Raw genomic sequence first — 20,814 nt, 5'->3', positions numbered from 1 at the left:
TAATCCTTTTGCGGTAAAGTTATCTGCATGAGTTGACGTCATTTGTTGACGCTGTAATAGCTGCGCTACAACAACTACATTTAGGGTCTTGATTCATTTGTATAATCTGCCATTGCAAGCTTTTAGCATTAAACACATGTAACTTACCCGCTAGCTGGCCTTTGCCTAAGTCATCGGCTGTTAACCAATTTAGCCCCAATAAACTTTGCATTGATGCAACCGTTTGAACAGCAGCAGTGTTAACCCCCATTGATACACATGTTTGTGAAACATGAGTATCTTGTGGGTACAGGCATTGATAACAGCCCCTTTGCGGATAGTCAGTTGAGCTGCAAAATAATTGCCCATCATTAGCGGAAATCGCTGCGCTAATTAGCCCTGTAGCGTGACGAACACAAACTTCATTAATCATTAAGCGGCTAGTAAAGTTGTCAGTGCAATCAAACACCAGATCGACAGATTCAACTAATTTTGCACCATCTGTATCAGCGCCAAAGGCCTGCTCAATTGCCATGATATTTACGTCGTCATAGGCTGCTGCTAACTTATCTTTGGCAAGTAGCGCTTTGCTTAAACCAATATCTTGTTCGTTAAAAAGTAATTGCCGCGACAGATTTGAAAGCTCTACCTTGTCATGATCCATCAATATCAGTTCTCCAACTCCCGCGGCGGCCAATTGCTGGGCAACACTGTGACCTAAACCACCGATTCCGATGATCAGTAGCCGGCTATTAAGTAATTTAAGCTGACCAAGCTCACCCATATCAGTCAGTAAAATATGACTGGCATACTTGATAAACTGCTTGGAAGTGAGCCCACTCTTATTAGCTTGACGCTGTTGTGTAATCGTCATGACACTGGCTCACACTGCAGCTGTTTCACTGATGGCTTGTGGGATTTTACATGTGATTGCCTTGGCTGTTGCTGAGGTTGTTGCTGAGGTTGTTGTGCAGCCGCTAGATGCCATTGCTGCTCTAACAATGAATAAGCCTTGGCAGGGTTTTCTGCTTCAGTAATGGCTCTTACCACGGCAACACTATCAACCCCAGTGGCTTTGATATCCGTTATAACACTTGCATCAATACCACCAATGGCCACGGTTGGGCATACGTTGTTAAGTAATGCACTGTAGCGTGCTAATTTTGCTAAGCCTTGAGGCTTTGACGGCATCACCTTAGTGGTCGTTGGGAAAATATGCCCTAAGGCGATATAGGATGGATTTAATTGCTGAGCTAATAGAATTTCAAATACGCTGTGGCTAGATAACCCAAGGGCTAGCCCTGCCGCTGAAATTTCATTTAAGTCAGCTAACTCAAGGTCTTCTTGACCTAAATGAACCCCGAATGCACCAAGCTGTATTGCCAGTTGCCAATGATCGTTAATAAACACTTGGGCGTTATATTGCTTACCCAGAGCTATTGCGCGGCTAATATCTTGTACTAGTTTGGTTTGCTGAGCATCATTAGAGACCTCATTGACAGCATTAGCTTTAATTCGCAGCTGCACTGTGGTGCAATTGGCTTCTAACACACTTTGCAGCATAGTCACGTCATCCACAACCGGATAAACACCAATGCCCTTATGCAGCGCAGGAAAACGGCAATCTAGGTAGCCCTGAGCTGTATTTATTAATCCATTGCTAAACTTTCCACCAGCAGCTAATTCTTGCTGTGTTTTGCCTAAATTGTTAATTTCAGCGCCACTTACGGCAGTAATTTCAGGGTAGTATTGTATTTCATCAGGCCAAGCGGTTTTTGCCACTGGCCCTGCGCCTTTACCAAATGATTCACTGCACACTAATCCCTTGAGTACATATGCTTTTGCCATCACAACGGCATCATGAAGTACATAGTTATGGGCTAAAAAGCATGCTATCGCAGTGGATAAGGTGCAACCTGTGCCATGGTTATTACTTGTATTAACTCGCTCGCTATTAAGCCAATAAGCTTGATATTGATGGGCGTCACTCACGCCGTGAACTTTACGGCAAATGAACAAATCATTGGCTTTGGTTTGTTGCCATACTGCATCACCGCCTTTGGCGAGCACATGACAATGAAGCTGTTTAACCAGTTGCGCTGCCGCACTATAAAAACCATCACTTGAGTCTAGGCTTTGGCTTTTAATTGTGCACTGAGGTTCAAATGCCAAGCTGTTAGTATCAGTCAGCGTGTGTAACTCCCTAACATTAGGGGTAATTAAGCTAATTAGACCTTTAAAAGGGCTAAAATCTAACGGCTTTTTAGCGCGCTCATTTAAGCTATCACCACTACTGGCAACCATGACAGGATCTAAAATAATCGGGATCAGCTGGTTAGCTAAACTCTGACTTTTAAATGCCTTTAACCAATGAGCAATGAGTACCAATTGTTGTTGATTGGCAATTAAGCCAATTTTTATGGCTGCTGGCGCTAAATCGCTAGCAAGTGTATTTAGCTGAGCCAATAAGATGGATTCTGACACAGCCTCGACTAGTGTTACAGCCACCGAATTTTGCGCAGTAACAGTGGTAATTGTGCTGCAGCCAAAACACTGTAAGTCATTTATAGTTGCTAAATCTGCCTGTATGCCGGCGCCGCCACCACTATCTGAACCGGCAATAGTCCAGACGATGGGCGACATGGTTTCTAAGCTATGTGGTTGTGAAACATTCATGGTTAAGCCTCTAATTCAGCAGTGGTCTTAACAGCTAAATCTGCGCTTGTTGCTGTGTCTGGCTTAGAAGGTAACGGATGATAAATAGCATAGCCTGTGGCTTTAAATTCAGCTGACTTTTGTGCCATGGCTGATTGAATATCTACACCGCTACTAACGCTTATATCTGCACTTGCGTCTACGGAATTAACATTGTGATTAGAGTGTGCCTGCAGGTGTTTAAATTCGCTAGCGTCAAGCACGTTCACCTTTTGTAACTGATCACGCGCTTGCTTTGCAGCGTATTCACGCACTTCTTGAGTGATTTTCATTGAGCAAAACTTTGGCCCACACATAGAACAAAAATGCGCGACTTTGGCAGACTCTTGGGGTAACGACTCATCGTGATAAGCCCTTGCGGTATCTGGGTCTAAGCCTAAGTTATATTGATCTTCCCAGCGAAATTCGAACCTTGCTTTTGATAAGGCATTATCACGAATTTGCGCACCAGGGTGACCTTTAGCCACATCGGCAGCATGAGCTGCAATTTTATAAGCGATAAGTCCTTGTTTAACGTCTTCTTTATTCGGTAAACCCAAATGCTCTTTAGGAGTGACATAGCACAGCATGGCCACGCCATACCAAGCCATCATTGCCGCCCCAATCCCTGAGGTGAAGTGATCATAACCTGGCGCAATATCGGTGGTTTGTGGGCCGAGTGTGTAAAAAGGCGCTTCATCACAATGGGCAAGCTGCTTTTCCATATTCACTTTAATGAGCTGCATCGGTACATGGCCTGGGCCTTCAATGATGGTTTGCACATCATTTTCCCAAGCAATGTTAACCAGCTCGCCTAAGGTTTCTAATTCAGCAAATTGCGCTTCATCATTGGCATCGGCAATACTGCCGGGCCGCATACCATCGCCTAATGACAATGACACATCGTAGGCAGCGCAGATTTCGCAAATCTCTCTAAAGTGCTCATACAAAAAACTTTCTTTATGGTGACTTAAACACCACTTTGCCATGATGGAACCACCACGAGAAACGATGCCAGTAAGACGTTTTGCCGTCATTGGTACATAACGCAGCAGTACCCCAGCATGGATGGTAAAGTAATCGACGCCCTGCTCTGCCTGTTCAATCAAGGTATCTTTGAAAATGTCCCAATTTAGGTCTTCAGCGACACCATTTACTTTTTCTAACGCTTGATAGATGGGCACTGTACCAATGGGGACAGGAGAGTTTCGAATGACCCATTCACGGGTTTCATGGATATAGCGCCCCGTAGACAAATCCATTACAGTGTCAGCGCCCCACCTCGTTGACCAGACCAGCTTTTCAACTTCTTCTTCAATTGAAGACGTCACAGCAGAATTACCAATATTGGCATTAACTTTGACTAAAAAGTTACGCCCAATGATCATTGGCTCAGCTTCTGGATGATTAATGTTTAACGGGATAATGGCGCGGCCGCGGGCAACTTCATCACGGACAAATTCAGCGGTAATAGGCTGGCCAATGTGAGCGCCAAAAGCTTCACCGGGGGCTTTTTGAGTCAAAATCTCATCAGTGACTTGCTCTCTAGCCATATTCTCGCGAATGGCAATATATTCCATCTCAGGTGTGATAATGCCTTTACGAGCGTAATGCATTTGAGTAACGCGGCGGCCTGACTTGGCTTTTTTAGGGCGAACAAGGGCTTCAAAACGCAAATGATCTAAACCGTCGTCAACCAAACGCTGTTGGGTAAAGTCAGAGCTAACTCCATCAAGTTGCTCTGTATCTTCGCGCTCTTCAATCCAAGCTTGGCGAAACTTGTTTAAGCCTAAACGGACATTAATTTCAGCATCAGGATCTGAATAGGCACCGGCGCAATCATAAACTTTAATGGCTGGGTTGGCTTCAGTCACGGGCGCATCTTCACTACCGCCAAGGATAGTATCGCTTTGATGAATTTGACGCATGCCCACTAACAGATCGGGGCGGGATCCGCTCAGATAGATCTTTTCAGAATTTGGGTGCTGTAAAGGTTTTAGGGTTTCAATAAAATTTTGCGCTTGAGCGCGGGTTTCACGACGATTTGACATAAGCAACCTCAAAATAAAAAAATAGAGTTGCTTGCCTGGAGAATTGTTGATGACGAGCGAGTTAACATTAACTCTGTAATTGACTTGAATTTACACCTTAACTTTGAACCTTAAATATCGGCAAATGGCGGGTTAAATTAACTTCAGCAATAACTCTGCTTTAATTAATTCTATCTTTTATTTTGCACTAATATTTATGATCTAGCCACGCAGCCATTCACTATAAAATTGCTGCTGACTGTAGGGTAAAAATAAGCAAATTAACTGCTTGTTTCCTTCGCAGGTTCTAGCCTGATCAGGTTCAACGGATCCCGAATAAACGGTCTCAGCCATAAAGGCACTCCGACAAGATGGCTGCAGTATAGTCAGCTTATTTAATAAAATACAAGTCTTTGACAATTTTCGAATTGGAATAAGAGTTAAATTATTTCACTAATTAAAATACTGTTATATATGAATTTAATTTACAATTAAGCGATTAAGATCCAATTAACACAGAAATAATTTGATGAATAAATTTGATAAATATTATTCATTTTTGATGTTGTTGAAATAAATCTTCTGTGAAAGTCTGAACAGTTCAAGGTAATTTAAGTTTCGATAAGCGTTGTTGAATGGCGTTATTTAGTGCTTTTTTTGTTTTGCCTCCTTCACATGGGTGTCCTAAATCTAAGCCTTCGGCATAAGGGTTAATTTGGGTTGGTAATGCCACCAATCGATGGCAAGTTTCACCAATCTTAACAATTCTATTTGGATCTAAACGATGATTGAGGGTAGTTGGTTGGCGCTTATCTTCTATTACTATTAACTCTATATCATCCATTTCAGGGGTTAACTCACTGGTGCTGGCACCACTAACAGAAGTCGCTAAATGGGCTTGCTGACTTATTTGCTGATTAACTTGTTGTTGATTGAGTTTATTTATAAAGGAATGGCTAGCTTGATTGATGGCCGATAAATTGTCGCTTGTTATGGTATTGGCCTCTGAGATGGTTTCATTAAACAATTGTGGCTTAAATAGATGTTCGTTACTGCTATCTTTTTGCTGCTGCAGATACATGCTATCAACTGAAGACCAATCGAACTGGTGCGTTTCGGCTTGCACTGCTTCTGCTATTGGCAATTTTTCAATTATGGGCTTGTAGTCAATTGGCTTTTGGTGAATAGGTTTTTGGTGAATATCTTTTTGGTCAATAGGCTTTGGGGAAATTGCCTTGTGATTAACAGTATCTTTTGGGCTAGTTGCAACTGCAGGCGCTATTGAGCTTGTATCGACAACCTTATTAGTACTTTGTTTGTTCGATATAGTTTGATCGATTATTTCTTCATTGGTAATGACTTCACTGACGACCTCTTCAATCAAGGCTTGTTCACTTGGCAGGGTCTTAGCTAGCTGGGTAATTTGCTCAGCCGTTAAAAAGTAGGCTTTTATTTCTTGGTTGTTACTTTCAGATGTCGCAGCTTTAACGGCTTGTTCACGGCTGATCTCGACAAAATGGCTAATGGTGTTATCAGCTAAGGAAAATAGCATAAACACCAGCACAACATGTAGCCCTGCAACAATAATGCTCGATGGTGATGTCAGTATTTTTTTAAACTCGTTATCAGAATTTTGTTTTAAAAAGCGACCTTGATTATTTTGATTGTCGATCAGCCCACAGAGCAGCGGTAATGTTTGGGCTTTAATTACATCAGTGCTCATTATTTCAGTGCTAGTTACTTCAGTGCTAGTTGCATTCACCGTTTGTAACATCACAACATGATCACAGAAATCTATCACTTCAACCGCAGATTCTTGGCGGCTTGCATTTATGTAAAGCTGTCCATGTGAAACTTGTGTGCCATTTAAGCCTGTCGAATTTCCACTAGCACCCGGTTCAAAATTAGTGTTTGCTGCCAATCCTTGTGTTAAATGTTTATCACCACCTTGGTTCATTACTCGCGCCTCCTGTCGCTTTTGAATCACTGGATATAAATCGTGCTAGATCAGACTTTAACCACAAGCTGACCATAAACTAGATGATAAAAAAGCCATTAAGTTCATTTAATTTATGTCGATGACACACGACTCCCCACAAAATCAGACAGTTATCATAGCGTCAAACTTAAGCTTACACGTGTACGCTAAAGTCATGGCCTATTATGAATATTGCTGGTAGACTCAATGTAAATTGCTTAACAAGGTTGTATGCAACTATGTCACTTGAGTTAGATGCTAATCAAACATTAGCACCAACACCTACATCAAAGTCAGACTATGGTGTGATTGAGGAATTAGCTAACAGTATCACCCATGGTATAGGGGTACTTGCGGGTATCGCCGCGCTAATTGCAATGCTAATAAAAGCGAATGGCCAACTTAATATCGCTGACACTATCGGGATCACTGTGTATGGATTAAGTATTATTATGCTTTTTCTGGCCTCAACCTTATACCATTCCAGTAAAAGCCCCTTATGGCGTAAACGCTTTAAAATGGCTGATCACTGTGCAATCTATTTGCTTATTGCTGGTACATACACACCTTTAATGTCAATTAGCCTTCAAAATGATAGTGCTACGCTAATACTAACTGCAATATGGTTATTAGCCTTAGGCGGTATTATTTTTAAAATCTTATTTATTGGCCGCTTCAAAGGGCTAAGTGTTATTTTGTATCTTGTTATGGGCTGGCTTTGTGTCACCATCATGGGAGATTTAATCAAAGGCATGTCAGATTTAGGCTTTAACCTATTACTTGCAGGTGGGGCTTTTTATAGCATCGGGGTTATTTTTTATGTCAATAAGCGTATTCCTTATAATCATGCTATTTGGCATTTATTTGTACTTGCAGGCGCCTTGTCTCATTTCTTGTGTATTTATTTAACAGTCATATAAACCTGCTTTATATCCACAGTATTAACCCTGTCAGTATTTCGTCTCACTGTTATAAACTCACTCAAAAAGTATCGCTCATCAACCATGAGCGATAACCAACACTCATAAGCTGGCTATTGAATACTTACTATTGTCTACTTAACTCGCAACACCAAAGCGGGTTACAATAAATTATCATCCCATACCTGATCAAAAGCCATCAATGGAAAACCTTAGCCCAAAGCAAAGAATTTGGTTTATTGTAAATATGATCCCCACAGGTCATGTTTTAGCTTATGGTAAAGTGGCTGACTTAGCTGGGCTACCAGGTAGAGCCAGGTATGTGTCTAAAGCACTCAAAGACGCCCCCGATAACCTAAACTTACCTTGGTATAGAGTGATTAACAGCCAAGGAAAAATTTCTTTTAAAGTCAATTCTATTCATTTCCAAAATCAGCAACAGCGACTAAGATCAGATGGAGTAGAAGTGAACCAAGGCAAGGTTTCATTGTCAAAATATGAATGGCGCCCTGACATTGCAACCCTTGTCATGTCGTTACCTTTTTAAATATTGCATGGGTAGGTATTACTTTGATTAGAAAATTCACCGCTTTATTAGCCAATATTATTGTCATTACATTGTCTCAGGCCCCTAATGCTGTCGCTTCTGATGACAAGGAAAACCTCGAGTACCTCAAAGCATTAACCCCTCACTCTGCTGAATATCGGGTGTTCTATGGCAGTATCGAACTCGGTAAAGCTCGCTACCAGTTGCCTGAAAGTGATAATGGCTACTATAACTATCGCTTTGATAGCGATATCAGCTTATTAATGCTATCGGATGTGCGTAACCTTAATAGTGAGTTCAAACTCGAAGATGGCAAGGTTAAGCCCATCCGCTATATGAGTAAACGTAGCGGCACCGGATCTGACTACACAGAGCAAACCGCCTTTGCTGCTGGACAAGGCGTTATCCACACCATATATAAAGACGAAAGAGAGAAATTACCCTTTGCCGAGGATATCTACGATCCCTTGGTATCTCAATTAATATTTAGAATGGATATGTACCGCCAACCCGAATTGCTTAAATACAAAATGGTCAAAGAAAAAGAGTTTGATGATTATGAATTTAAAATTGTCGGCAAAGAACAAGTGATATTAGACAGTGGCACTTATCAAACCGTAAAAATAGAAGTGGTACGAAAAAGTAAAAAGCGCCAAACCTTTTTTTGGATGGCGCCAGAATTAAACTACTTACCCGTGCGTTTAAGTCATTTTTCTAAAGGTAGTAAGCAGCTTGATATTCAGTTAGATAATTATCAAATTCAGCAAGCAATAGAATCCGATACAGCTGTTACTAAAGCAAACGCTGGATTAACTGTTAATCAGTAATTCGCCTTGCCTAAATAACTTCCATTCGCCAGGCTGTAAAATATGCCACTGTTCGTTTTTTGTCAGCGGACGAGTAGCAATCACTGTAACGACATCATTGGGTGTCGTTTCTTTATTAAAATCAATAACCACATCAGTATCGATTAATTTGGCTTTGCCAAAAGGCGCACGGCGGGTAATGAAGCACAAATTATTAGTGCAATAACTCATTAAATCGACACCATCACTTAGGATCATATTAAAAACACCTAAAGCTCGAATGTCATCAGCCAGCGTTGCTACAAATTCAAACACCTGTTTCATGTCATCGGGTGGCGTATGACCAAACTCACCTAACACCTGTTCCATAATCCAGCAAAATGCCAGCTCACTGTCGGTGTCCCCAACAGGCTGAAAATGATTTACTTGAAACTTATTTTGGTAGTCTGATAACTGTCCATTATGGGCATAAGTCCAATATCGGCCCCATAACTCGCGGGTGAAAGGATGGGTATTTTCCAGCGCAACACAGCCACGGTTTGCTTGACGAATATGACTGACGACAATCTCACTTTTGATTGGATAAGATTTAATGAGCTGAGCGACATGGGATTCACTGCTAGGACGAGCATCTTTAAAGGTGCGGCTGCCCTTGCCTTCATAAAAAGTGATCCCCCAACCATCAACATGTGGCCCAGTAACACCACCTCTTTCAGCTAAGCCTGTGAAACTAAATACAATATCCGTTGGGACATTAGCGCTCATCGCTAGTAACTCACACATGAAACACGCCTTAAAAATATAATTAACTCAAAATATTACGTAATTTATATTGTACCTAGTGCAGAAAAAAATTGGCATTTTTATTAAACAAAATATTTTAAACAATTGTTTGAAATAACTTGTAATCAGCGCCAGTTAGGTTTAATTTTATGTGATACAGGTCAGACCACGGTCAGTTCTGTGAATAGGATCATTAATTTGTAGGTGTTTAAATATTAAACACTTTTAAGGAGAAAGACAGTGGAGACACTTATTTGGATCATCGCCATGATCGCGGTACTCGGCGCAGCAACTTACTTGCGGGTGTCGTTATTAACAGCAACAATTGCAGCAGCAGTTGTAATGTTAATTGGTAGTGTATTAGATATTGTTGGCAGTCTAGCTTGGGTTGTCTATATAGTTTTAGCATTACCTTTAAATGTTAAATCATTTCGTCAGAATTTCATCTCACGTCCACTGCTTAAAGTATATCAAGGCATCATGCCTGAAATGTCTACCACTGAAAAAGAAGCCATTGAAGCAGGTACAACCTGGTGGGAAGCTGACTTATTCGCTGGTAACCCTAACTGGAATAAATTACATAACTACCCTAAAGCGCGTTTAACTGCTGAAGAGCAAGCGTTTTTAGATGGCCCAGTTGAAACTGTGTGTAAAATGGTTAACCAACATCAGGTTTCACATGAGCTAGCTGACCTTCCACAAGAAGTTTGGCAATACTTAAAAGACGAAGGCTTCTTCGCCATGATCATCAAAAAGAAATACGGTGGTCTTGAATACTCAGCTTATGCTCAGTCACGTGTATTGCAAAAATTAGCTGGCGTGAGTAGTGAACTTGCATCAACGGTTGGGGTACCAAACTCTCTAGGCCCTGGTGAGTTACTGCAACACTATGGTACGACTGAACAACAAGATCATTATTTACCGCGTTTAGCTAAAGGTCTTGAAGTGCCTTGTTTTGCACTTACTAGCCCAGAAGCTGGTAGTGATGCTGGCGCGATCCCTGATTTTGGTATCGTCTGTAAAGGTGAATGGGAAGGCGAAGAAGTGTTAGGTATGAAACTAACATGGAACAAACGCTACATTACCTTAGCACCAGTGGCGACAGTATTAGGTTTGGCATTTAAATTACGCGACCCTGACAGCTTATTAGGTGATACCGAAGATTTAGGTATTACTTGTGCCCTTATCCCTACTGATATTCAAGGGGTTGAAACCGGTCGTCGTCACTTCCCATTGAACTGTATGTTCCAAAATGGTCCAACTCGTGGCAACGAAGTATTCGTGCCACTGAGCTTTATCATTGGTGGCCCTGAAATGGCCGGTCAAGGCTGGCGCATGCTAGTTGAATGTCTCTCTGTAGGCCGTGGTATTACCCTGCCGTCAAACTCTGCTGGTGGCGTCAAAACAGCTGCATTAGCTACAGGTGCTTACGCTCGAATTCGTCGTCAGTTCAAACTACCTATCGGTAAATTAGAAGGTATTGAAGAGCCAATGGCACGTATTGGCGGTAATGCTTACTTGATGGATGCTGTAAGTTCATTAACTACTGTGGGGATTGGTCTAGGTGAAAAGCCATCAGTTATCTCTGCCATCGTTAAATTCCATTTAACCGATAGAATGCAAAAGTGTGTTATCGACGCCATGGATATTCACGGCGGTAAAGGTGTATGTCTAGGTCCAAATAACTATTTGGGTCGTGGTTATCAAGCAGCGCCGATTGCAATTACCGTTGAAGGTGCCAACATTTTAACCCGTTCTATGATTATTTATGGACAAGGCGCTATTCGCTGTCATCCATATGTATTAGCTGAAATGGAATCTGCTTTTGATACCACATCGGGTCAAGGCTTAAGTAACTTCGATGCTGCCATCTTCGGTCATATTGGCTTTGCGATGTCTAATTTTGTAAGAAGTTTCTGGATGGGCGTTACTTCTAGCCGCTTCACCAAATCACCTTATAATGATAAAACGAAACGTTATTATCAGCAGATGAATCGTTTCAGTGCTAACTTAGCCCTGCTTTCGGATTTAGCGATGGCAACACTTGGCGGTAACCTTAAGCGTAAAGAACGTATTTCAGCACGCTTAGGTGATTTATTAAGTCAGCTATATTTAGCGTCTGCAACGCTTAAGCGTTATGAAGATGATGGTCGTTTAACTGAAGATTTACCGTTAGTTCAATGGGCTGTAGAAGATTCACTACATAAACTACAAACATCTTTAGATGACTTACTGGATAACTTCCCTATGGGTCTTGGCATTGCACTTCGCGCTGTTATCTTCCCATTTGGTCGCCCACTAAAACGTCCTAGCGATGTATTAGACCATAAAGTGTCTAAAATTATGCAAACGCCATGTGCCAGTCGTGACCGTTTAGGCCAAGGCCAATTCTGGACAGCTTCAGAGCACAATGCGGTAGGTATTCAAGAGCAAACTTTATTAGATATTTTAGCTTCAGAGCCTTTATACGACAAAGTCTGTAAAGCTGCCGGTAAACGCCTACCATTTATGTGGTTAGATAAAGTCGCTGCACAAGGTAAAGCCTTAGGTGTGTTAAGTGATACTGAAGTGGCCTTACTTGAAAGAGCTGAAATTGGTCGTATGAAGTCAATCAATGTTGATGACTTTGACCCTGAAGAGCTTGAAGCAAAGGTTGTTAGTGAAGCCAAGCAAGTTAAAGCGGCTTAACTCACTTTTTAAAGCTAACTAAAAATACCAAAAGGGAAAGCATTGCTTTCCCTTTTTTATTTGCTGTAAACCCAAGTTAAGCTGCGCTAATTACCCTAGTGTTAAGCAAAAATAATAATGACTTAAGTTAAACGCTTTGCCCAATTACCCTCATGTTGACTATCACATGCCGCTTCACTGTCTAATACAATCTGCCCAGCAGTTATCTCCACAGAAACAGCCTGTAAATAATGGCTTATCATCTGCACAATAAACGCATCTTGCTTGGCTAATTTGACCTTGGTTATTTGCGCCTCATTACTAAATACACAAATCACTTTTAACGATTTAGGAAAAGCGGTGTAGTTTACCGAATGCGTGAGCCATTGAAAGCCCTCACACTCTGACATTAATAAATCACACACCAGTGTTAACTGCTGACGAATTTGGTTATCACGTTTCTTGTCGGATTTTTTCATCGTTAACCTTCGATTAGCTGTGAATTATAGGGTTGTCACTATACAGACATAAAAAAGCCAGTTGTGACTATTCACAACTGGCTTTTTGAAGTGCTTAAGTCAACATAGCGTTTATAACAGCTAATTCACTTAAGCAGATTGTCACTAAGTCGTTAACTCTTGTTCCAGTTGCTTGGCAATCGCTTCAGGCGAGCTACTGTTTCGGGCAAAGATACTGTAAGCCACCGGGATCACTAACAAGGTGAAGAAGGTTGCTAACAAAATACCTGATAACACTACCACGCCAATCACAAAACGTGTTTCAGAGCCCGCACCACTTGATAGCACCAATGGAATAGCACCAGCTGCAGTGGTAATACCGGTCATGAGGATCGGTCTTAAACGTTGGGATGAGGCTTGAATGACTGCTTGTTCAAACTCAATGCCTTTGTCACGCAATTGGTTGGCAAATTCAACAATCAAAATACCATTTTTAGCCGCTAGCCCCACCAGCATAATAATACCAATTTGACTGTAAATATTGATACTTTGTCCGGTAAACCATAGGCCAATTAATGCGCCTAGCGTAGCCAGAGGTACTGTAAGCATAATCACCATAGGATGCACATAACTTTCAAATTGCGCCGCCAATACTAAGAACACAATACCTAACGCTAGGATAAACACAAAGTACATGGAGTTGCCTGAACTTTGATAATCCAGCGATTGCCCTTTATAACTAATCACCGCTTCAGCAGGCAAATAGGTATAGGATAAATCATTAAGATAATCTAACGCTTCACCTAGACTATAGCCATCAGCCAAGTTTGCTTCGATAGTGATCGCCCGCATGCGGTTATAGCGATTTAAAGAGCTGGCATCAGCATACTCTTCTACAGTGACAATATTCGATAGTGGCACTAACTCGCCGGTTCGATCAGATCTCACGTAGATATTTTCTAAATCCGTAGCAGTATTTTGATTTTCACGATTACCTTCAATGATCACATCATATTCTTCCCCTTCTCGCATGAAGGTCGTCACTAAACGTGAGCCCAGCATCGATTCTAAGGTTCTGCCCACATGTGATATTGACACCCCTAAATCAGCAGCCCTGTCTTTATCAATTGACACTCTAAGTTGAGGTTTGGTTTCTTTATAATCATGATCAAGCCCGGTTAACATCGGATTTTCTTTAGCTTTTTCCATGATGATGTCTCGCCATAAAGCTAACTCTTCATAACTTGGACCACCTAATACAAACTGCACAGGCTTACCGACACCACGGCCAAAGGCTTGACGCATAATGGGAAATGCCCTGACCCCTGCTAAGTCCGAAATTCGAGCGCGAATATCAGTAATAATTTCACTGGCAGGACGTCGCTCGGCCCAATCTTCTAAAACGATAATCGCCATGCCGTTTGAAAAGTTTGCTGAGCGACCAAAACCACGAGGAGCGCGGATCAATAAGCGTTTCACATCACCCGATTCAACTAATGGCATTAAACGGCCTTCAATTTCATCCATGTACTTTTCAATGTACTCAAAGCTTGCTCCTTCAGGGCCATTAACCACCAAAAACATTGAGCCTCTATCTTCGCGAGGGGCAAATTCCTGAGGTACTTGTTTAAGCAAGTAGCCACTTAACGCAAAAGCCACCACGACAATTACGCCGATAAGATAGGGCTTTTTAATCGCACTCACCAAATGCGATTGATAAATAGCAGATAACTTATCCATCACGTCATCGACTTTACGTACTAACCAAGTGCTTTCACCGGCGGGTTTAAGCAACTTAGAGCACATCATTGGGCTTAGGGTTAATGCGACTAAGCTTGAGAAAATCACTGCGGCGCTCATGGTAACTGCAAACTCTTTAAACAGCTTACCTAAATCACCTTCTAAAAACGTGATCGGCATAAACACGGCAATTAATACCAATGTTGTCGCAACTACCGCAAAAGCAACTTCACGGCCACCTAAATAGGCCGCTTTAAGCGGTGAGTCACCTTGCTCAATACGGCGATGAATATTTTCTAACATCACAATGGCATCATCAACCACCATACCAATGGCAAGGATCATCGCCAGCAAAGTCAGTAAGTTAATGGTATAACCTAATGAATATAAAACAATAAAAGTCCCCATTAACGACACTGGAACAGTCAACGCTGGAATTAACATCGCGCGCACACTGCCTAGGAACAGATAAATCACCACTATCACTAATAGCATCGCGATAAATAAGGTTTGGTACACCTCTTTAATTGACGCTTCAATGAATACTGAGCTGTCGTATGAGCGCTTAATCTCCATTCCTGCTGGTAATGTCGGATTAATAACATCGACTAACGCATTGGCAGCACGGGCGACTTCTAAGGTGTTTGAGGTTGATTGTTTAGATACCCCTAAGCCAATCATTGATTCAGTATTACCGCGGAACATTATCCGCTCTTCTTCTGAGCCAATTTGCACTTTAGCCACATCACCAAGCTTCACTAAATAGCCATCATCACCTTGGGTAATAACCATGCTGGCAAAGTCTTCAGCGGTTCTAAAGCTTCTATCAACCCTGACAGTAAAATGGCGCTCTTTTGACTCAATAGAACCCGCCGGAAGCTCAACGTTTTCTGAGCGCAGCGCAGATTCCACATCCGCTACGGTCAGTTTACGCGCTGCTAAAGCTTGTCTGTCTATCCACACTCGCATGGCATAAACTTTACCGCCACCTAAACGGATGTTGGCAACACCGTCGACAACTGAAAATCGATCGACCAAATAGCGTCGGGCATAGTCTGTTAGCTGTAATGTGTTCATTTGATCAGACACTAAGTTAAGCCACATGATCACTTCATCACCACCATTGGACTTTTCTACTTCTGGTGGGTCTGCCTCTTCTGGTAAGTTATCCAGTAACCCTGAAATTCTATCTCGAACATCATTGGTCGCCGCTTCAATATCACGGTTGATATTAAACTCTAAGGTAATAGAAGAGCGTCCATCACGGCTACTTGAGGTAATTTGTTTGATCCCTTCAACGCCGCTAATTCTGTCTTCAATTAATTGGGTAATGCGACTTTCAACCACTGAAGCACTCGCGCCGCGATAATTGGTATCAATCGATACTACCGGTGGATCAATGTTGGGGTATTCTCTAAGAGGTAACTTATCAAATGACACCATGCCAAGAATAATAATTAAAATACTAATAACAGAAGCAAATACCGGCCTCTTTACGGAAATGTCAGTGAGGATCATGCCGCATTCTCCACATCAGCGACATTGGCAAAGTTAAACGCTTCTGCAGCCTGAGTGGTGACTTCATCTCCCGGTCTTACTTTTAATAACCCGCGGATAATGACCGATTGACCAATTCCGACACCATCAAGAATTTCAACCCAACCTCGATTACGAATGCCTATTGTGACTTCTTTTCGCTCGACAATATTCTCTTCGTTAACTGTGTATACATAGTGTTTTGATTGAATAGGAATGATGGCAGACTCTGGTAATAATAAGGTTTCACGATTTTGTTTAATCAGTTTAACTTTCATCAACATGCCGGGTAATAACGCTGCATCGTCATTGGCAATAATAGCGCGAACTACCACAGCACGTGTTGTTGGGTTTACCCTTGTATCAATAGATGTGACCACACCTTTAAATATACGATCTGGATAAGCAATCGCTTTCGCTTCAACGGTTTTACCTAATTTAAGTTGTTGGATAAAACGCTCTGGCACTGAGAAATCAAGTTTAATTTTACTGACATCATCTAAGGTCGATATTTGGGTACCTGGTGACACTAAACTGCCGACACTGACAAGCTTTAGTCCCAAGCGACCACTAAATGGTGCATGAATGGCGCGATCACCCAAAGCTGCTTTAGCTTGCTCAAGCTCAGCGCGGGTCGTATCGATTAAGGTTTGTAATCTATCTCGCTCAAGTTCTGCTACCGTTTTACTGGTAACCAAACTACGAATTCTGTCGAGTTCACGTAAATTATCGCTGACTTTAAACTCAGCGGCTTTAACTTTGGCTAGCTGCTCGCGGTTACGTAATTGAACCAGCAAATCACCTTTTTTAACCACATCTCCATCGTTAAATTTAATGTCTGCGATTTTCTCAGTGATTTTTGGTGTAATAGTAATAGACTCAAACGCTTTGTTGGTTCCTATTGCCTCAACCTCATCTCTTACTGGCAACATCGCCACTTTAGCAACAACAACGTTTGGGATAGGTTTAGCACGCACCTTGGCCTCTTCAGTAGGCTTCATAGATTGGTATGTAAACCAGCCTATCAGTAACGCAACGAGGAGAATTATTATTTTTTTCATCGGGATTCCATTCATCAAACTCAAAAACGATATGTTATGGGATTTAGCCAACCGCTAGTGTACTCAGCATCATACTGGTATCAAGGTGTTTTACCTTTTCTTACAATTAACAAACTTAGGAAACATTTGCGGAATATACGGGATCGGGGTTAACTAAGATCAATCTTAGCTTTTTAATTGGTAAACAATCGATATAGAAGGTTAAATGACTATTTTTACTGTTTTTAAAGCATAAAAAAAGAGACAGTAAATACTGTCTCTTTTTTTTGATAGCCTAAAATACGAACAATTAGGTAATGTTAATTTAACGCATTATCGTACTTTACGATCTTCTTTCATTGCTTCGCTGACTACGCGATAGATTTCAGTAATCGTTTCATTTTCTAATGGCTCACCTGCGGCATCTTTAATAAAGATTTCAGTTTGATCTTTATCATCAGTTTCAACAAGCTCAATTCGATAGTTACCTTTTTCAAGTGATAACTTATCTTCGCCCCATAATGAACTCCAGAACCCGCCAGTTTCTTCCAGGACAATATAATACAAACCTTTGGCGCTGTTCATATCAACAATATCGAAACCTAGCTCAGGCAATACAATACGTAATCGATCCCAGGTTTTATTGAAATCAACTTCTGAAATGTAATAAGCGCCAGTGGTTTCTGTTTCAGCCACTAGATCAACGTTAATACCTTTACTTTGTTGAATACGGTCAGCTTTAATTTGCTTGTCACGTTTTAAGCTGATGTAAGCAATAGTGTTATTGAGCATATCAACGGTGTAACGGCGTTTATCTTCTGCCGTTAATAGCACTTGCTGATCATCACCATTGTAGCTTTCTTCATGCTCAATCAGATCAATACCCATGCTGCCTGAGCGACCATGAGGACTCACATCGACCTCATAACGGTAACGTTGACGCAGTAAATACACTTTGTCTTCACCGAACCAGCTTGTTTCTATGACGTCTTGCGTGTCTATCCAACCTGTTTCGATAAAACCTTCGTCATAATTTTCGTTTTCGATAGGTACTTCATGTTTTGCTAAGAAACCATGTAAATTATCAAAAACTTCTTGTTTTAGATCTTTTGTGGTCGTAATTGATTCGACAATAATTTTAATATTGTCACTGCCTTCTTCAATACGCGTACCTTCAGACATAGGCAAGACCAGTAAAGGAGGACGAATATCCAGACGTTTTCCAACTAAGTCTTTATCAACTTTGTTACCCACTTTAGGAATGTCGTATTCACGGCCATAAGTTGGCTCAGTCAAGCCTTCTGGAATAACTAATAGTGGGACTTCTTTGGCGTTAACATATTCATCATTGCCATTGGCAACGCGACGATCTGTCGGTGAACTACAAGCAGAAACTGCTGCTATAAGTAAAATTGGAGTGACTTGCTTCAACATTTATTGTGTTACCTCTATCTCGGCTTGTTTCATCGCTTCTAACAACTGACCATGAAACTGCTCAGAAAGTTCAGTTAAAGGTAAACGAATATGTCCTTGGCTAATTAAACCCATTTGATGCGCAGCCCATTTAACAGGGATTGGGTTAGCTTCGCAGAATAAATGCTCATATAAACCTTTCAGTGGTAGGTTTAGTTTTTCGGATAAAGCATGGTCACCTGCTAATGCTGCATCACACAGTTGTTTAAATGCTTTTGGAACAATATTATTAGCAACCGAAATAACACCATCACCGCCAAGTAATAAAAAGTCTCTCGCAGTGGCATCATCGCCGCTATAAAGTTTGAAATCCTGACCGCAAAGCTCGCGTAATCGAGCAACACGGGTTAAATCGCCAGTGGCTTCTTTAACACCGATAATATTTTCCACCGCTACTAATTCAGCCACGGTTTCAGGCAACATATCCACTGAAGTACGTCCAGGGACGTTATAAAGAATTTGAGGGATATCAGTACTTGCTGCAACAGCTTTATAATGTGCAATTAAGCCCTTAGGTGAAGGCTTATTGTAATAAGGCGTGACCCCAAGCATGGCAACAATGCCAGAATCAGCCATTGATTGGGTAAGTTCTATCGCTTCGGCAGTGGCGTTAGCGCCATTACCACCAATGACGGGTATACGACCTGCGGCAAATTTAACAGTTTGCGACACAACTTGTGCATGTTCTTTAATGGGTAAAGTAGCAGACTCACCTGTTGTACCGACTGCAACGATCGCATCAGTCCCCTGCTCTATATGAAACTCTACCAGTCTTTCAAGACTTTTATAATCTACTGTGCCATCACTATTCATAGGAGTGATTAAGGCAACGATGCTTCCGTTTATCATCTAAATTCCCCAAGGTTTCAGGATTCGCTATGTTACTGATGCCTACAACTAATGACAAGCATTAACGGGGGCTCTCAAATGCATTTTTACTAAAGCACAAATTTACATCGTCAGATGATTGTTTAATGGCTAAGCATATTTTTTATATCATGACGTTAGGTACTTTATTTCATTGAAATCAATCTTACACCTAAGTTGTTATGCCAAGAAGTAAATTTTTAATATGAATTAACTTTCATAGTGACATACTTATGTGGTTTTACATTAGTTATGGTAGCATTAGTGCCCGCAAAAAAACTTTGCGTTAGCTCGCTAGTTTACGCTCCATGATATCGAAAAAGTGAGGAAAATCCATGACCAACTATCTGGTCGTTACTGCTATGGGTGCTGATCGCCCTGGTTTAGTAAGTCGTCTAGCCCGTTTAGCAAGTGAATGTGACTGTGACATCGTCGATAGCCGTATGGCACTTTTTGGTAATGAATTTACCTTAATTATGATGATTTCAGGCTCTTGGGCAGCAATAACAAAGATAGAAACCCAGTTACCCAGCTTAAGTGTACAGCTTGAATTACTCATGGTAATGAAACGTACTTCCAAGCATACACCACAAAATTACGTGTCGCGTATCGAGGTCAATGTTAACGGTCAAGATCAACGTGGCACCATGAAGCGAATAACCGAATTCTTAGCGGATCGTTCCCTTGATCTTGCTGCGGTGCGCTCTCACGCTGACGACGATAATTTAACGCAGCATATTTTATTTACTATCAATGTGCCGGAAAAAATTGATCTTATAAAGCTTGAAAAAAGTATCCATGAACTGGCAAAAGAACTATCACTTGAGTGCTCTATCAATCATATGCAAAACAGTGACAAATAGAATATAAAATAAGGACATAAAATGAATACCTTAACCCTTGGTGATTTAGCACCACAATTTACCCTACAAAATCAATTTGACCAATCAGTCTCTCTCTCTGAAGCTTTAAAAACCGGCCCTGTGTTAGTTTATTTTTACCCTAAAGCATCAACACCTGGTTGCACAGTGCAAGCTCAAGGCTTGCGTGATAGCAAAGACCAGTTAGCAAATCATAATGTCACAGTATTGGGTTTAAGCCCTGACCCAGTTGCTAAACTGCTTAAGTTCAATGACAAGCAAGAGTTAAACTTTGCCTTACTCAGTGATGAAGATCATGCCGTTGCTGATGCCTTTGGCGTGTGGGGCGAGAAGCAATTCACCCCTAGAAATTTTTTATGACAAAAACCCTTGACAATTTTTTATGACAATCTACCTTTGATATGTGGGTAACATA

Annotated in this window: 15 protein-coding genes, 1 pseudogene and 1 riboswitch; of the genes and pseudogenes, 6 read left to right on the top strand and 10 right to left on the bottom strand. The window is 41.3% G+C overall.

The window, feature by feature from the left end; all coding sequences use genetic code 11:
• Window positions 1–19: 19 nt before the first annotated feature.
• From Q4591_RS16095 to Q4591_RS16080, 4 genes are all read right to left on the bottom strand, one after another.
• Window positions 20–853, bottom strand: a complete 834-nt coding sequence (locus Q4591_RS16095; RefSeq protein ID WP_303461904.1) for a HesA/MoeB/ThiF family protein — start codon at window positions 851–853, stop codon at window positions 20–22.
• Window positions 850–2,655 (bottom strand): thiamine phosphate synthase, encoded by a 1,806-nt coding sequence (gene thiE, locus Q4591_RS16090; protein WP_303461902.1) that lies wholly within the window; start codon window positions 2,653–2,655, stop codon window positions 850–852. The genes Q4591_RS16095 and thiE overlap by 4 nt, the downstream gene beginning before the upstream one ends.
• Before the next feature lie 2 nt (window positions 2,656–2,657).
• Window positions 2,658–4,724: a phosphomethylpyrimidine synthase ThiC gene (gene thiC / locus Q4591_RS16085; protein ID WP_102475512.1), complete on the bottom strand. Its 2,067-nt coding sequence runs from the start codon at window positions 4,722–4,724 to the stop codon at window positions 2,658–2,660.
• A gap of 255 nt (window positions 4,725–4,979) precedes the next feature.
• A riboswitch (TPP riboswitch) is annotated at window positions 4,980–5,079 on the bottom strand.
• 225 nt (window positions 5,080–5,304) lie between these two features.
• Window positions 5,305–6,660: a hypothetical protein gene (locus Q4591_RS16080; RefSeq protein WP_303461899.1), complete on the bottom strand. Its 1,356-nt coding sequence runs from the start codon at window positions 6,658–6,660 to the stop codon at window positions 5,305–5,307.
• Between the two features lie 260 nt (window positions 6,661–6,920).
• On the opposite strand from Q4591_RS16080, the gene Q4591_RS16075 reads away from it, so the two are divergent.
• The 3 genes from Q4591_RS16075 (at window position 6,921) to Q4591_RS16065 (ending at window position 8,975) form a co-directional block, all read left to right on the top strand.
• Window positions 6,921–7,601: a hemolysin III family protein gene (locus tag Q4591_RS16075; RefSeq protein ID WP_303461897.1), complete on the top strand. Its 681-nt coding sequence runs from the start codon at window positions 6,921–6,923 to the stop codon at window positions 7,599–7,601.
• Between the two features lie 202 nt (window positions 7,602–7,803).
• Complete coding sequence (locus tag Q4591_RS16070; RefSeq protein ID WP_102437176.1) at window positions 7,804–8,148, top strand: MGMT family protein; 345 nt, start codon at window positions 7,804–7,806, stop codon at window positions 8,146–8,148.
• Between the two features lie 23 nt (window positions 8,149–8,171).
• A complete protein-coding gene (locus Q4591_RS16065) occupies window positions 8,172–8,975 on the top strand; it encodes a DUF3108 domain-containing protein (RefSeq protein ID WP_241901099.1) in 804 nt (267 codons plus the stop codon).
• Here the strand turns inward: Q4591_RS16065 and Q4591_RS16060 are convergent.
• Complete coding sequence (locus tag Q4591_RS16060) at window positions 8,958–9,737, bottom strand: class II glutamine amidotransferase (RefSeq protein ID WP_102437174.1); 780 nt, start codon at window positions 9,735–9,737, stop codon at window positions 8,958–8,960. The two genes, Q4591_RS16065 and Q4591_RS16060, sit on opposite strands and share 18 nt — an antisense overlap.
• 240 nt (window positions 9,738–9,977) lie before the next feature.
• Between Q4591_RS16060 and fadE the strand changes: the two genes are divergently transcribed.
• Window positions 9,978–12,425, top strand: coding sequence for an acyl-CoA dehydrogenase FadE (gene fadE / locus Q4591_RS16055; RefSeq protein ID WP_102437172.1), 2,448 nt, complete (start codon window positions 9,978–9,980; stop codon window positions 12,423–12,425).
• A gap of 122 nt (window positions 12,426–12,547) precedes the next feature.
• Here the strand turns inward: fadE and Q4591_RS16050 are convergent, their stop codons facing one another.
• From Q4591_RS16050 to dapA, 5 genes are all read right to left on the bottom strand, one after another.
• Window positions 12,548–12,883, bottom strand: coding sequence for a Fis family transcriptional regulator (locus Q4591_RS16050; RefSeq protein ID WP_102437170.1), 336 nt, complete (start codon window positions 12,881–12,883; stop codon window positions 12,548–12,550).
• 144 nt (window positions 12,884–13,027) lie between these two features.
• Window positions 13,028–16,120, bottom strand: a complete 3,093-nt coding sequence (locus Q4591_RS16045) for an efflux RND transporter permease subunit (RefSeq protein WP_303461895.1) — start codon at window positions 16,118–16,120, stop codon at window positions 13,028–13,030.
• Window positions 16,117–17,199 (bottom strand): efflux RND transporter periplasmic adaptor subunit, encoded by a 1,083-nt coding sequence (locus Q4591_RS16040; RefSeq protein ID WP_102475507.1) that lies wholly within the window; start codon window positions 17,197–17,199, stop codon window positions 16,117–16,119. The genes Q4591_RS16045 and Q4591_RS16040 overlap by 4 nt, the downstream gene beginning before the upstream one ends.
• 312 nt (window positions 17,200–17,511) lie before the next feature.
• A complete protein-coding gene (gene bamC / locus Q4591_RS16035) occupies window positions 17,512–18,612 on the bottom strand; it encodes an outer membrane protein assembly factor BamC (protein ID WP_102437164.1) in 1,101 nt (366 codons plus the stop codon).
• Window positions 18,613–19,500, bottom strand: coding sequence for a 4-hydroxy-tetrahydrodipicolinate synthase (gene dapA / locus Q4591_RS16030; protein WP_102437162.1), 888 nt, complete (start codon window positions 19,498–19,500; stop codon window positions 18,613–18,615).
• 353 nt (window positions 19,501–19,853) lie between these two features.
• Here dapA and Q4591_RS16025 point away from each other — a divergent pair, with 353 nt between their 5' ends.
• Window positions 19,854–20,381, top strand: coding sequence for a glycine cleavage system protein R (locus tag Q4591_RS16025; RefSeq protein ID WP_102437160.1), 528 nt, complete (start codon window positions 19,854–19,856; stop codon window positions 20,379–20,381).
• 21 nt (window positions 20,382–20,402) lie between these two features.
• Window positions 20,403–20,738: pseudogene (bcp, locus tag Q4591_RS16020) on the top strand (thioredoxin-dependent thiol peroxidase); the annotation flags it as partial.
• Window positions 20,739–20,814: the final 76 nt, after the last annotated feature.

The organism is Shewanella sp. 3_MG-2023, assembly GCF_030548765.1.
Taxonomy (GTDB): domain Bacteria; phylum Pseudomonadota; class Gammaproteobacteria; order Enterobacterales; family Shewanellaceae; genus Shewanella.
This window is presented reverse-complemented; position numbering and strand designations above follow the sequence as displayed.

Coding starts and splice junctions, on each gene's coding strand:
- Q4591_RS16095 (WP_303461904.1), bottom strand. CDS start 853: ATGACGATTACACAACAGCGTCAAGCTAATAAGAGTGGGCTCACTTCC.
- thiE (WP_303461902.1), bottom strand. CDS start 2,655: ATGAATGTTTCACAACCACATAGCTTAGAAACCATGTCGCCCATCGTC.
- thiC (WP_102475512.1), bottom strand. CDS start 4,724: ATGTCAAATCGTCGTGAAACCCGCGCTCAAGCGCAAAATTTTATTGAA.
- Q4591_RS16080 (WP_303461899.1), bottom strand. CDS start 6,660: ATGAACCAAGGTGGTGATAAACATTTAACACAAGGATTGGCAGCAAAC.
- Q4591_RS16075 (WP_303461897.1), top strand. CDS start 6,921: ATGTCACTTGAGTTAGATGCTAATCAAACATTAGCACCAACACCTACA.
- Q4591_RS16070 (WP_102437176.1), top strand. CDS start 7,804: ATGGAAAACCTTAGCCCAAAGCAAAGAATTTGGTTTATTGTAAATATG.
- Q4591_RS16060 (WP_102437174.1), bottom strand. CDS start 9,737: ATGTGTGAGTTACTAGCGATGAGCGCTAATGTCCCAACGGATATTGTA.
- Q4591_RS16050 (WP_102437170.1), bottom strand. CDS start 12,883: ATGAAAAAATCCGACAAGAAACGTGATAACCAAATTCGTCAGCAGTTA.
- Q4591_RS16045 (WP_303461895.1), bottom strand. CDS start 16,120: ATGATCCTCACTGACATTTCCGTAAAGAGGCCGGTATTTGCTTCTGTT.
- Q4591_RS16040 (WP_102475507.1), bottom strand. CDS start 17,199: ATGAAAAAAATAATAATTCTCCTCGTTGCGTTACTGATAGGCTGGTTT.
- bamC (WP_102437164.1), bottom strand. CDS start 18,612: ATGTTGAAGCAAGTCACTCCAATTTTACTTATAGCAGCAGTTTCTGCT.
- dapA (WP_102437162.1), bottom strand. CDS start 19,500: ATGATAAACGGAAGCATCGTTGCCTTAATCACTCCTATGAATAGTGAT.
- Q4591_RS16025 (WP_102437160.1), top strand. CDS start 19,854: ATGACCAACTATCTGGTCGTTACTGCTATGGGTGCTGATCGCCCTGGT.